This window comes from Paenarthrobacter sp. E2MeOHC11, from assembly GCF_058744955.1.
Window position 1 is genome coordinate 2,851,872 of record NZ_CP196673.1, and the last position, 12,781, is coordinate 2,864,652.

Annotated in this window: 9 protein-coding genes; 3 read left to right on the top strand and 6 right to left on the bottom strand. The window is 62.5% G+C overall.

What is annotated here, in order from left to right; translation table 11 throughout:
- Window positions 1-757: 757 nt before the first annotated feature.
- Genes ACSSVG_RS13400 through ACSSVG_RS13410 form a run of 3 tightly spaced genes read right to left on the bottom strand, consistent with a single transcriptional unit; the run spans window position 758 to window position 3,364 of the window.
- The gene (locus ACSSVG_RS13400; protein WP_492415173.1) at window positions 758-1,237 is read right to left on the bottom strand and encodes a phage tail protein; all 480 of its coding nucleotides are present in this window, start codon (window positions 1,235-1,237) and stop codon (window positions 758-760) included.
- A 1-nt stretch (window position 1,238) separates the two neighbouring features.
- Window positions 1,239-2,642 (bottom strand): phage tail sheath family protein, encoded by a 1,404-nt coding sequence (locus tag ACSSVG_RS13405; RefSeq protein WP_492415174.1) that lies wholly within the window; start codon window positions 2,640-2,642, stop codon window positions 1,239-1,241.
- Between the two features lie 29 nt (window positions 2,643-2,671).
- The gene (locus ACSSVG_RS13410) at window positions 2,672-3,364 is read right to left on the bottom strand and encodes a hypothetical protein (protein ID WP_492415175.1); all 693 of its coding nucleotides are present in this window, start codon (window positions 3,362-3,364) and stop codon (window positions 2,672-2,674) included.
- Window positions 3,365-3,712: 348 nt separating this feature from the next.
- Between ACSSVG_RS13410 and ACSSVG_RS13415 the strand changes: the two genes are divergently transcribed.
- Both ACSSVG_RS13415 and ACSSVG_RS13420 read left to right on the top strand, forming a co-directional pair.
- Entirely contained in the window at window positions 3,713-4,939 is a 1,227-nt protein-coding gene (locus tag ACSSVG_RS13415) for a hypothetical protein (RefSeq protein ID WP_492415176.1), read from the top strand.
- A gap of 502 nt (window positions 4,940-5,441) precedes the next feature.
- Window positions 5,442-6,215, top strand: a complete 774-nt coding sequence (locus ACSSVG_RS13420) for a hypothetical protein (protein WP_231338433.1) — start codon at window positions 5,442-5,444, stop codon at window positions 6,213-6,215.
- A gap of 307 nt (window positions 6,216-6,522) precedes the next feature.
- Here ACSSVG_RS13420 and ACSSVG_RS13425 read toward each other — a convergent pair whose 3' ends face one another.
- Window positions 6,523-7,743, bottom strand: a complete 1,221-nt coding sequence (locus tag ACSSVG_RS13425; RefSeq protein WP_492415177.1) for a hypothetical protein — start codon at window positions 7,741-7,743, stop codon at window positions 6,523-6,525.
- Window positions 7,744-8,125: 382 nt separating this feature from the next.
- Window positions 8,126-9,706, bottom strand: a complete 1,581-nt coding sequence (locus tag ACSSVG_RS13430; protein ID WP_492415178.1) for an alkaline phosphatase D family protein — start codon at window positions 9,704-9,706, stop codon at window positions 8,126-8,128.
- A 133-nt stretch (window positions 9,707-9,839) separates the two neighbouring features.
- On the opposite strand from ACSSVG_RS13430, the gene ACSSVG_RS13435 reads away from it, so the two are divergent.
- Complete coding sequence (locus ACSSVG_RS13435; RefSeq protein ID WP_492415179.1) at window positions 9,840-10,250, top strand: hypothetical protein; 411 nt, start codon at window positions 9,840-9,842, stop codon at window positions 10,248-10,250.
- Here the strand turns inward: ACSSVG_RS13435 and ACSSVG_RS13440 are convergent.
- On the bottom strand, window positions 10,232-12,679 hold the full coding sequence (locus ACSSVG_RS13440) for an HAD-IC family P-type ATPase (RefSeq protein ID WP_492415180.1): 2,448 nt from the start codon (window positions 12,677-12,679) through the stop codon (window positions 10,232-10,234). The two genes, ACSSVG_RS13435 and ACSSVG_RS13440, sit on opposite strands and share 19 nt — an antisense overlap.
- Between the last annotated feature and the right edge of the window lie 102 nt (window positions 12,680-12,781).

A 12,781-nucleotide genomic window follows, 5' to 3' on the forward strand; every position in this document is an offset into this window, starting at 1 on the left:
CTCGCCCGGGGTACGTTGCGGGGCCTGTTCTGCAGGGTTTGGTGGTGTGGATGCGTGTAGAGCGGGCCTCGCAACGTTGGGGGGTGGTGCAACGGGAACGGGAACGGGTCCCGGCCGAACCGGGTGGAGCCTCAGCGCGGATATGTGTTGTGGGGCCTGTTCTTCGCCTTCACGGGGAGCCGAAGGGTGCACGCCGGGCCTCGCAACGGGAGGGGTGCGTTGTGGGGCCTGTTCTGCAGGGTTTGGTGGTGTGGATGGGTGTAGAGCGGGCCTCGCAACGTTGGGGGGTGGGCTGGCAGGGAACCCATGTCGAAAAGGGCGGAGCCGTAACACGGGCATTTGTTGTGGGGCCTGCTCTGCGCGGTCTTGGGGAGCCGAAGGGCGCATACCGGGCCTCGCAACGGGTGGGGTGCGTTGTGGGGCCTGCTCTGCAGGGTTTGGTGGTGTGAATGCGTGTAGAGCGGGCCTCGCAACGGGTGGGGAATCGCGGCGAGGAACTTGTGGGGCCCGCTGTGCTCGCCTGAAACGGGTCCAAGGGCGTAGAGCGGGCCTCGCAACGGGCGGGGCCAGCCCGGCGTCGCGGAGTAACCGGACCCAATGCTCGGGTGCGCCATCCAGCGCAAACCCACGCACCGGCGTCGTGCCTTCCGGCGAAACAGGCCCCACAGATTCAAAAGACTCACGCGGCCCACCATCCAGCCACCCCGCCACGCCCCGCAACCGTCGCGCTGCCGCCCGGCGCCAGGAAAACGCAGGCTCAGGCGACGGGAGCGCGGGCATCGTCGAGCTCCAGGCGGTCGTACGCGATGCTGAGGGATTCGATGGCGAGGTCCTTGCCCAGGGCGTCAAGGGGCGCGCCGAACCAGTCGCACGGCCAGGCCCCCAGGAGGTTCCAGCGCCGTACTTCCACGGATCCGGCGTCGTTGAGCATTGCGATGGACACGTTACGCCGCTCCACTTTTCCGTCCACTGCCTTGAAGAGCCATTGGAGCATTTCGGTGGAATCGGTGAGCCCGTACTTTAGGGTCACTGGCGTGTACTCCACCTGGCCGGGGATGACTCGGACGGTGCTGTTCTCGCCGCCGGAGCGGTAGAGGATGCGGTCGATCTTCAGTCCGAGGCCTTCCACTTTGGTGAAATGCCCTTGGACGACTCCTTGGATGACGAGCTTGAAGTTGTAGGCCCGGTACGGGTCCACCACATTGCCGGGCTGGGCGGCAGGTGCTGGGGTTGTCATGTCAGGCTCCTGCGCTCTCTGTCTCGCTGGTGTTGTCCGCCGACTGCATGAGCTTGAAGATCACGAATTCGGCCGGTTTCACGGGCGCGATCCCGATCAGCGTGACCACTTGCCCGGCGTCGCGGACCTCGGGCGGGTTGGTTTCCTCGTCGCATTTCACGAAGAACGCTTGTTGAGGAGTAGTCCCGAGCAAGGCTCCATCCCGCCAGACATTCGTCAGGAACGCGCCGATGTCGCGGCGGATCGACTTCCACAAGGTGTGGTCGTTGGGCTCGAACACCACCCAGCGCGTCCCGTCCGCCACGGATTCCTTGATCATGTTGGTCAGCCTCCGCACGTTCACATATCTGTATTCGCTGGCCTCAGGTGCCTTGGTCCGTGCGCCCCAGATCCGGATGCCCTCACCGGGAAAGTAGCGGATGCAGTTCACCCCCGCAGGGTTCAGGACCTCCTGCTCGCCGCGGCTCACCCGCCGCACCAGATCGATGGCGCCCTGGATGGGCTCGTTGGCAGGCGCCTTGTGGACGCCGCGGGTCGCGTCAACGCGCGCCCACACACCAGCGATATGGCCGGACGGCGGTTGGGTCACCTTCTTGCCGGACACGGGATCGATCATCACGATCCACGGGTAGTACAGGGCCGTGTAGCCGCCGGGGGATTGCGGGGCGCCGAGGTCCTGCTGCTCACCGGCCTCCGCTGCGGGGCCGGCAGAGGCGGACGCAGCGGGTCGTGTTGAGTCGGGCCAGTCAGGTGCGTCGGAGGCTACCGAAGAGGAGGACGACGACGGCGGGTTGCCGCCGGCGTCGTCCGTCTCCTCCGTTGCGTCCCCGGCTTCTGAAGCGTCGTCATCGGCGTCCGCGTCTGGCGTCGTGCCATCGTCTGCTTCCTCAGCCCGGGCGCCCTCTGGAACGCCTGACGTGGCGGCCCGGGTGAGCGCCCCGACGTCGTCCACTTTCTCCACCGTGTCCAGGATGGCCATGCGGTCCTGGCGGAGCGGATGCTCAACGTGTGCCTGGAGGGCGGCGTAGGCTTCGGCGGTGGCGAAGCCAGGAGCGGCCACCATGGAGATGTCGTCCACCGCTTCGAAGAGCGTCAGTCCGGTAGGCTTTGCGGCGGTTCCTGTGAGGCTGCCGTCCTCGCCGATGTTCACCACATAGCAACGGCTTCCTCCGTTGGAGAAGAAGCCGTACACAGCGTTCGAAAGCGGTGTGCCCGCTGTCGCGTTGCCGACGTATTGGTCCACGAACTGGGTCCAGTTGTCCAGGACCCGGAGCTCGTCGACCAGGGTGTCCCGGTTGGGAGCGAGGCCCACGAACCCGGCGATGCTGGTGTTGACCTGCCCAATCGCGCGTGCGCCACTGGGAACTTCCTGTACATAAACGCCTGGCGCCTGATAGTTCGCCATGGTGCGCTCCCTCTTACTTTATGGACGGTTCACGTCCACCGGATGATGACCGGCAGGCTGCTGGTGCTGGCCGAGACTTCCCGTTCGGTGCCGCTGACGGCCACGGCAAAGTGCTGGAGTTCATCCGTCGAGGCCAGGACCTCAAAGTGGCCGGTGGCATCGCTGACCACGGCCGTGGCGGAGGAATGGGCGTGGATGTAGGCGTCGGGGATGCCTTTGTTGTGGGCGTCCACGAGGCGTCCGTGGATTCGGCGGGCAACGCCTGTCTTGGCGATGAGCGGCTCCAGGACGGGAGGTCCGGAGGGTTCTTCGAAGCGGAGGGCTACAGGGATACGGACAAGGAACCCCATACCTTGGCGGATGGCGCCGGAGTATTCCTCGGGGCGGAATTCACCGGTGGACACCACCGAGTACTGGCTGTGGTGTTCCACTGCCAGCAGCAACTTTTCCATGGTGTCGAGCTGTTCGGGACCATGGCATTCAACTGCCACCCTGAGTTCCAGGTCCAGGACAGGCCCGTCCCGGCGGGACCTTCCCACACGGTTCAACGTGACGGCATGCACGGTGACGGGAGCGTCCGGTGGGGGAACTCCGGCAACGGGGGAGCCGTCGTCGAACCGCACGCGTTGGGGAGAGATGGCGTCGGAAAGTACACCCAGAAGGTCGGTCAACGACGAACGCACATAGCCCACGGCAGAACCCAGAACTCGAAAGGTGACCACTAATGCAACTGGGACTAGGGTACTCCCGCAGTTGCGCGTAGTCACTGGGGTTTCAGGGGTAATTCCATTCGATTGATGGTGGACCCTAGGTGCCTCACCCGCCCATTGCCTCAGAAAGTCCACAAAAGCACTCGGCTAAGACGGTATTCATCGAGACGACTTTCCAAGACAAGAACCATGCCGAAAGGGGGCGGTAGTCCGCTGGCACCTTCGACTCGGGGCGGGCGTCTTGAAAACCTGTACTTTTCCAAGACGACCAGTAAACCGGTGCCATGTCGATTACCGACTTCGCTTCACACACTCTTGGGGCAGGTTTGATGGAGGAGCGAACACATCTAGCCTGTGGTCATGTCATATGACCTTGCTGTGTACCTGCCCGAAGCCCTGGACGCAGAAGTCCTTGCCGCTCTCGTGGACGCTTCACCAGGTTTGCAGTTGGAAGAAATCGTCGACGGAAGCGCTGACGGCCCGCAGAACCGGCACATCCTGCGCGGCAAGAAAGCCGCGTACTGCTTCACCCTGGAAGGCCCGTACCTGGTCGAGCCCGAAGACGTTCCGTATGAGGTCACAGCCGCCGTCCTCGGCGCGGGCGTCATGTACAGCATCCTGGTTGAAGGCTCCGATCCGGGATCCATCCCGCACGCTGTCCGATTCACTAAACGCCTGGCCAAGGAAGCCAACGGAGCAGCGCAGGACCTCCAGACCGAAGAGGTCTGGCCCAAGACCAGCAATCGCGGGGCGGCAAAACCCGAACCGAGAACCATAGTCGACATGGTTGAAGTCCGCTGGTACCACCTCATAAATGAGGTTCGAGACAATTTCCCGCAGCGCTACCTGAACCTAGCGCGCCGGTACCTACCCGAGGCCGTTCCTAAGCGGTTCGGCAATTACGAACCACTCCAAGGCAACCTTGCTCGCGACGGCGACCAAGCCTTCGTGAGAGCCTTCGCGGAACACAATTCAGTGTTCACGTCCAGCACATTCCCTATCGAGGGCGCGTACTTCGCCGGCGTGTTCGGCGGCAACTGGAACCAGGACCGTGCCATACGCAACGGTGACGTACAGTCTGTCTCGTTCAAAATACACCGCGATGTTCTCGAAGATCCTAATTGGAGGGCCGCATTCGAGCGGTTTTTTGTCGCTGTGGCCATGGATCTTCGAAGCTTCTATGCAACAGCCGAGGTCGACCCCAGACGCTGGGAATGGACCGGTCGTACGCTCTGGTCACTTCCCTCGCCTGAGACTCTCTTCTTTCAGAAGACAGCATGGGGCCGCTGGCAGGGCCTGACCGCCCATCCGACGTGGCTGGCGTGGTTCTCTCCGCTGTACGCGGATCTCGTCCGGTCACACCTCATCGGATCAATAGAGGGATACCCGGGAGGACTGCTACATCGCTTCGGGGACGCACCCTTGGACCGCGAGCAAATCCTCGAGCGATGGCCAGAGGCCGCACAGTGGGTGCCAGCCGAATTCACTCTCGTTCCGGACCCAAACGAAGAAGACCGGTTCGCTGAGACCATGCCCGAACGGCTCACCCGGATGCTCGTGCCGCCGCCGAAGCCGGACTGGACATAGAAACATACAGAAAAATCTTGTCCAGCAGAATCCGTCACTTGCGGCCCGCCCACCATACTAACCAGAGGACCTCATTTGTCTTATGACCTGACGCTCTACTGTCCTGGTTCCCCCACCGTTGATCAAGTGCGGGTGCTCGTGGGAAATACCCGTGGACTGCATGCCGATCCGGAGAATTCCGATGGCACCGGTGTAGTGGTGCTTCGAGGTGTGAAGCGTGGCTACAGCTTCACCGTCGATGGCCCGTTCTCCATCGAAACCGAGGACGTCCCGGAGGAAACCATCGCGGTCCTACCTGAGGCCACGACGATGTTCCAGGTCCTGGTGGAGGGAACCCCCAGGGGCAGAGATCCCACATGGGGTCCGCTTCGCACGGAAACTAGCCAAAGCCTGCCAAGGTCTCGTTATGGACGAGCAAACCTCGGAAGTATGGCCGCAACCCAAGACGGAAAAGGAACAACCACCACGGACGGAACCACAAAAGGAATATAAGGACGTCTGGATGAGCTGGTTTCTCCTCCAAGACGACCTCCCGGCAGACTATCTGGAGGGCTATCTCCGGATAGCCCGAGAGCTACTTCCCGAAGCTGTCCCCGTGCGTTTCGGCAAGTACGAACCCCTTCAATTCAGGTTCGATTCGAGCGGCGAAAAAGGCTTCATCGACGAGTACTACAACGACGAATCCAATGGCTGGGACATCTACTACAAGAACCCGCCACCGGTTCGGTACGGCAGCATCGAAGCCGCGGAGCGTGCCTGGGGTATCCCGTTCACCCGAATCACCCTAGTCGTGGACGGCCATGCTCTTGCCGAGAGTGCGCTCAGGAGCGCACTGCGCCGGTACTTCCTTGCGGTGACCACCGAGCTCGGCGCGGTCTATGCATCTGCCGAAATGGTTCGCGGGCAAGACATGCAGCGGCGTCCGTTCTTTCGGCTTCCACCTGATCAGTGGGTAGGATTCCCGCCCTACCCACTCTGGTGGGTTTGGGCCGGCCCCCGGCTCGTACCCGAGATTGGGCAATTTCTTGGGCCCGAGGCTTCCGAACACGCCGGTGGCCTTTTTCGCGCTTTCAGCGACCAACCCCTCGACCGCTGTGAGCTCGCCGAAAAGCTCGGAGCTCAGAACCTACCGTGGGTCCCTGCCGAATACTCCGCAACCTACTCCGACCAACAAATGGCGCCACTCGCTGTCGCGTCCGTGATCCCTGAAGTCCTCCGCAACCGCGAACCCCTCGACCTACCACCAGACACCTACAACCCACCGAGGAAACACTGAACTACGAGGCCCTAGAGGGCAGGCTTAACCGGCTGCAGAAATTCAGAAATCACACGCTCGGCTAAACCCTTGCGGACAGCGTACGCGACAGATAGCGCTGCAGAAACACCGCCATTTAGCGCTGAACTCCACAGGTGGGGGAGCGTCCCAGGGGGAGTGTCCCACTTCTAAGGAAGTGGAATAGCCGCATCGGCTTGTTTAGTGGTGTTACACCTAGGCACTGATTACCCAGGGCGCAGTTCATTGTGACTTTCGAGGCCTATCATTTCCCGCCACGTCGTCGGTTTCATGGTGGAGACCTGAACTGCTATTCGCCTAGGTTGTTCGGGGTGTTTACTGGCATTCGAGCCTCCCGGAGGCGGGGAGGCACGTTCTGGGCGAGCTCGGTGGGCTCTATGGTGTGGTCATTTTCGTAAACACCGCTGTATTCGTTTGGGATCCATGCGTGGGCCGGTCCTGGGAGCAGGCTGCTGAGTTGGCGGCGGTCCGACGGGCTTTCGGTCCAGGAATGGAAAATACCTTCGGGATACTCCTTTACGTGGCCCGTCAGGTAGGGTCGAATCATGTCTACATAAAGTGGCCCAAACCACATCCACCACTGTGGATGAGCTTTCAGGCCGACCCATTGGTAGCGGGCACTGGGCGAGGTGCACGTGGTTGACGAGTAACGAAATATGTCTGCGTAGAATCCGTTGGGCAGAACGGGTATTACTTCTGCGTGCGCATGGAAGGCGCCTATCTCTATCGCAAACTGGACGAAGAAGTCCTTTGTTCTGGCACGAAATTCCCCTGATTCAAGGGCACTGCGCTGGATGGTCATGCTCATCACGCGCACGTCACCCATCAAAGGGTCCGTTATGTACTTGAGCGACGCGCTTTTCACAGGCAGCGCTGTTTTGAGAACGAGCGTTGCTGCCGCGGAGCCTTCCCATTCTCGTTTGAGTCCGTCGATGCCGCTTCTAGCAAAGTCTCCTTGATAGGGATAGAAGGATCCAAAGCGTATGGGCAGTGCTTCGGGAATGTATTCCCGCGCAAGATTTACATAGATCTCTGGAAGATCTTCGGGCAATTCATCGGCGAGGCAGTACCAAGCGAACTCCACTACGTCGCCATGTTGGTGGGACGGGGAGACGTCGGTCGCCCCCATTCCGGATTTGGGCCACATTTCCTGCCGTTGTTCGTCGAACGCAACGCCGTGACATGCCTTGGCCAGCTTTTTGGCGAATCGGATTCCATGGGCAATCTCAGATTCGTCGTTTCCCTCTACGAGCACCTGAAAGAGCGTCGAAGCCGATGGGAGTGCGGCAGCAACCTCATCGGGGAGGTCCTCCCTGATGACGTTGAATGGGCCATCAACGGTGAAGCTGTAAGTGGCCTTCGCTCCGCGCTGCACAAGCACTCCGCTTGACGGTTCATCGAACAGGCCGGTTCCTTTGTTCCAACTCAGGCCGCGGGTGTTATCGATTAGTAACAACACCCGCTCCATCGATGGCGTGTCAGGGCAGTAAACGGAGAGGTCGTAGGACATACGTCTATTCTCTTCACATTCCGTAGCTCTATGGGGCAGGAGGGGGCGTGCCGTCCAAGGCGTAGGGGAGATCTTTGAACTCGATACTGCCGTTACGGATAGCGGCAGCTACCTCCGGGCTAGTCCGGGGATCAGAAAGCTTCGTCCCAATCGTGTTGTACCGAACGTGAATGACTACCTACGTTCCCGCTGGCTTAGTGGCATCGCCATGCTTGGAGGACTGCTGGCACCTGATGGGGGGGACTGCTGGAGTTCACGGCAACATCGACGCCTGTCTCAAGCCGTGCCAAAATGGGCCCCACTCGATCCTCTGCCCGATGACCGGCCGCGCCGCAGGGATCACCCGCCGAGCCAAGCACGTGCTGTCACCTACTCGGGTGAATCAGGCGAGCCCCGGCACGCTGTCGGTGATCGTGAAGGACTTCCTGGTGCTGACCGGTGCCCCCGGTGTGGTGACGTAGTCCAGCACACGGAAGTCCGCGGTCATGGCGTCCTTGGTGATGCGCGTGTTCACGTAGCCGCGGTTGTCGTTGTAGAACTTCAGGTGCGGGTTCCACGCCATGGTGGGGTCGGCAGTGGAACCTGTGCCATCACCGGTGGAAGTTATGGACGAGCACACCAGTTCCGAGCCGACCACCGCCGCCGCCGGATCCTTGTAGTCCACTTTGAGGTCGGTGGCCCAGTGGCGGTGGACGTCGCCGGTAAGTACGACGGCGTTGCGCACCTTGGCGTCCACCCAGCCTTGGGTGATGCGGCGGCGGGAGGCGGCGTAACCGTCCCAACCATCCATGGAGACGTCGTCGATCTCCGGCGCCTTGTCGCGGTCCCGTTCGGCGAAGAAGACCTGCTGGCCCAGGATGTCCCAGCGCTGAGTGGAGTTCTTGAAGCCGTCCAGCAGCCACTTCTCCTGCTCGGCGCCGGTGATGGTGCGGTTTTCGGCCAGGCGCTCGGCCACATTCTTCCGCCAGCCGTCACCTGCGAGCTGGTCGTCCCGGTACTGGCGGGTGTCCATCATGTGGAAGTTGGCCAGCTGGCCCCATTGGATGGTGCGGTAGATCTTCATGTCGAACCCGGCAGGGACCGAGGACGCTCGCAGGGGCATGTTCTCGTAGTACGCCTGGAACGCTGCCGAGCGACGCTGACGGAAGTGCTCCGTGGTGTCATTGAGTTGGCCGGGGTCGCTGTTCTCGGGGATCTCGTCCGCCCAGTTGTTGTCCACCTCGTGGTCGTCCCAGACGACCAGCCACGGCGCGATTGCGTGCGCAGCCTGCAGATCGGCGTCGGCCTTGTACTGTGCGTGCCGCTGTCGGTAGCCCGCGAGGCTGACGGTCTCCGGTCCCTCATGATCGCGGGGGTTGCCGCCGCCGATCACGTAACTGTCCTTCTTGTACTCGTAGAGGTAGTCGCCCAAGTGCAGCACCAGGTCCGGGTGGTCCTCGGCCAGGCGCTTGTAGGCAGTGAAGTAGCCATGCTCGTACTGGGCACAGCTGGCGAATGCCATGGCCAGCGCGGCGGGTGTCTCGCCGGGCGCTGGGCTTGTCAGCGTGCGGCCAATTTCGCTCACGTGCCGTCCGGTGCGGAAACGGTAGAAGTACTCCCGGCCCGGCCGGAGGCCCTTCAGTTCGACGTGCACCGAGTGGGCGGTTTCGATCCTGGCATGTTCGACGCCGCGGGCTACTACTAGGCGCATCGCGGGGTCTTCTGCGACCTCCCACGCGACGGCGACGTTACGGGAAGGCATGCTGCCCAAGCCGTCTTCGGCCACGGGATTCACCGCCAGGCGCGTCCAGATCACGAAGCCGTCGGGCCACGGTTCGCCCGACGCGATGCCAAGCGTGAACGGATCGGTGCGGAGACCGGCGTCGTCCGCTGTTGAAACCGCGACGGCGTTACCTGGCAAGGCGGCGACGAGTCCGGCCCCGAGGCCGGCTGAGATGAGGGACCTGCGTGAAATGTTTTCCATTCACCCGACCATAGGAAGTCCGGGTTGACTGAATTCAAGGCTGGTGTGAATGAGTGGTTAATTGCGTGACAAAGGTTGTTATGCCGGACCGAACCAGTGACGGCCCGCAGGATGGCTCGTCTATGCTCAGTTCATGACTACGGGGGAGAGCCCTAAACGGCCTGGTGCGGTGACGTTCTCGGTGGTGCTGATGTATATCGGCGGCATCGCGCAGATCCTTCTGGGGATCCTGACGATTTTCCTGCGTTACACACCGGAGGCCCAGTCCGGCGGCATTGCTTTGCCCATCACGTTGCTCGGTGCAGGCATGATCCTGTTCGGTTTGCTGGTGATCGGGCTGGCCTCCGGGGTAGCCCGGGGAAGCAGCGCGGCCCGCCGTGGTGCGACAGCGGTCATGCTGCTGGGACTGGTTTTTGCCGTGCTGGACCTTATCGTTGCCGCTGACGGTGACTGGTCAGCTGTGATCTCGCAATCCATCGCCACGGTGGCCGTGCTGGTTCCCTTGTGGTTCGGACGGGGACGCCGCTACTTCGAGGCGCGCTGATTTGAGACCCGGTGATGCAGGGCTTCCTGGGCGTCCCGGTATGCAACCCGGCGGTGAACAAAGCGTACGATCTCGATCAGCGCGATACAGGCCGCCGATGTTCCCAGGACCAGCAGCGCCGTGGGCAGCGTCGGATCGGTGAACTGCAGGAAGTCGCGGGCGATCGGTACTGAGTAGACCAGGACCAGCCCGATCATCATGGCGCCGATCACCAGCCCCTTGAACCGGGTGACAGGGCGCGACAGCACCACGAGGATCCAGATACCGATGATCGCCAGGATGAGGGTGGACCCGGTCCTGATCTCGGCTTCCGGAATCTGCAGATTGGCGGCGAGCCGGGCGTAGGAGGCAAGGCCCAGGGTCACTGATACACCCGCCGGCACGGCGAAGGTCAGGGATCGCCGGAGGAAACCCGGAATATAACGCTGGGCGTTGGGCAGCAATGCCAGGAAGAACGCCGGAATGCCGATGGTCAGGCCGTCCGTTACCGAGAGCTGCCGTGGAAGGAACGGGAACGGCAGCAGGAGGATGCCGAAGGAGATGGCAAGGAAGGTTGCGTAGGCGGTCTTGGTGAGGAACAGCATGGAGACGCGCTCGATGTTGGCGATGACCTGCCGGCCTTCAGCCACGACGCTGGGCAGGTGGGAGAACTTGCCGTCCAGGAGCACCAACCGGGCAACAGCCTTGGTAGCGGCGGCACCTGAGTTCATGGCGACACCGATATCGGCCTCCTTGATGGCGAGGGCATCGTTCACACCGTCGCCGGTCATGGCCACCGTATGGCCGGCCGCCTTCAACGCCACCACGATCCGCTTCTTCTGGTCCGGGGTGACCCGGCCGAAAACAACGTTGTTGTTGATGACCTCCAGGAATTCCTGGTCATCGTCCGGCAACTCGCGGGCATCAAAGCCATGCGGTGCATCCAGGCCAACCTCGCGGGCGATCGCAGCCACGGTCTGCGGGTTGTCACCCGAAATGATCCGGACGTCAACATCCTGGGCGGCGAAGTACGTGAGCGTCTCCGCAGCATCGGGACGGATGTTCTCCTTGAACGTCAAAAGCACCACCGGGACGGCGTCTGCTGGGACGGTCTCGTCGTCGGTGGGTGTGCCGTGGGCAAGGACCAGCGTGCGTCGGCCCGTCGTCGCCAACTCGGCGGCCTGGATGGCGAGCTGCTGAAGCACGGGATCAGCCGAGTTGCGTGCTGGAAAGACCATTTCGGGGCCGCCCAGGATCCACATTCCGTCGTCGAAAATTACCGCGCTCCACTTGCGGGCGGACGAGAAGGGCACCCGGTCAAGTGGGGCGCCAGACGGCTCAGTGAAGTGCCCGGCGAGGCTCCGGGCCGTTGCGTTGGCATCCTTCTGCACCCCGTACCAGGAGAGCACAGACTCCCACCCTTCACGGGCGCTCAGGGGATGCGCGGCGTCGAAAACGATATCGCCTTGGGTGAGTGTGCCGGTCTTGTCCAGGCAGATGATGTCCACGCGTGCCAGTCCCTCGACGGCCGGAAGCTCCTGCACCAGCACTTGCTGGCGGGCGAGTTTCACCGCCCCCACGGCGAAGGTGATGCTGGTCATCAGCACCAATCCGAGGGGGACCATGGCGACGACGGAGGCGATGGTCGCCGTCGCTGCGTCCCGCCAGGCGCCGCTTGCGGAGGCCTCGGCCCACCCGCCCTGCGCAATCATCTGCGCGTTCAGGACCAACAAAGCCACGGGACCCACGAACCAGGTGACCCACTTGAGAACGCGGTCGATCGAGGACCGGAGTTCCGAGGCCACCAGCGAGAACCGCTTGGCCTCGGCCGCGAGTGAATTGGCGAAGGAATCCGCGCCCACCCGGTCCACTACTGCGGTGCCTTCTCCTGCGACCACCACGGACCCGGACAGGACGCGGTCGCCGTCGGCCTTTTCCACGGCATCGGATTCGCCGGTGAGCATGGACTCGTCCACTTGGAGGCCGCGGGATGCGGACACCAGTCCGTCGGCGGGCACCTGGTCACCGGCCCGCAGGACAAGGGTGTCGTCCAGCACCACGTCGTCCAGGTCGATTTCGGCCTCGGAACCGTCGCGCATCACCCTGGCGTGCGGGGCGTTCAGGAGGGCGAGGCGGTCCAGGGCACGTTTGGCCCGGTACTCCTGGACGCTGCCGATCACCGCGTTGGCGATGGCGCTGAAGCCGAACAGGGCATCCTGCCAGCGGCCGATCGCAAAAAGGACGATGAAGCAGGCCAGGATGATGCCGTTGAACAACGTGAGCACGTTGGCGCGGACAATGCTCCACACGCTGCGGCTGGTGTCCTGGACAAACGCGTTGGTTTGTCCCGCGGCCACCCTTTCGGCTACCTCGGCGGAGCTCAATCCCTGCACCGATGACCCGACGAAACGGACCGCGGCCCCTGAATGATCCTTCTCGTTTTCCGGCACCCAAAGCCCCCTGCTGTCGAGCCGATCCAACATCGATCCCAGGAACTGAGTCTGTCCAAGGACGGGTGGAGCGATGCGTCTGAGTATGCCAGCCGCGGGGCG

Bases quoted from the DNA above. Each gene is read 5' to 3' on its own strand.
- ACSSVG_RS13400 (WP_492415173.1), bottom strand. From the start codon at position 1,237: ATGACAACCCCAGCACCTGCCGCCCAGCCCGGCAATGTGGTGGACCCG.
- ACSSVG_RS13405 (WP_492415174.1), bottom strand. From the start codon at position 2,642: ATGGCGAACTATCAGGCGCCAGGCGTTTATGTACAGGAAGTTCCCAGT.
- ACSSVG_RS13415 (WP_492415176.1), top strand. From the start codon at position 3,713: ATGTCATATGACCTTGCTGTGTACCTGCCCGAAGCCCTGGACGCAGAA.
- ACSSVG_RS13420 (WP_231338433.1), top strand. From the start codon at position 5,442: ATGAGCTGGTTTCTCCTCCAAGACGACCTCCCGGCAGACTATCTGGAG.
- ACSSVG_RS13425 (WP_492415177.1), bottom strand. From the start codon at position 7,743: ATGTCCTACGACCTCTCCGTTTACTGCCCTGACACGCCATCGATGGAG.
- ACSSVG_RS13430 (WP_492415178.1), bottom strand. From the start codon at position 9,706: ATGGAAAACATTTCACGCAGGTCCCTCATCTCAGCCGGCCTCGGGGCC.
- ACSSVG_RS13435 (WP_492415179.1), top strand. From the start codon at position 9,840: ATGACTACGGGGGAGAGCCCTAAACGGCCTGGTGCGGTGACGTTCTCG.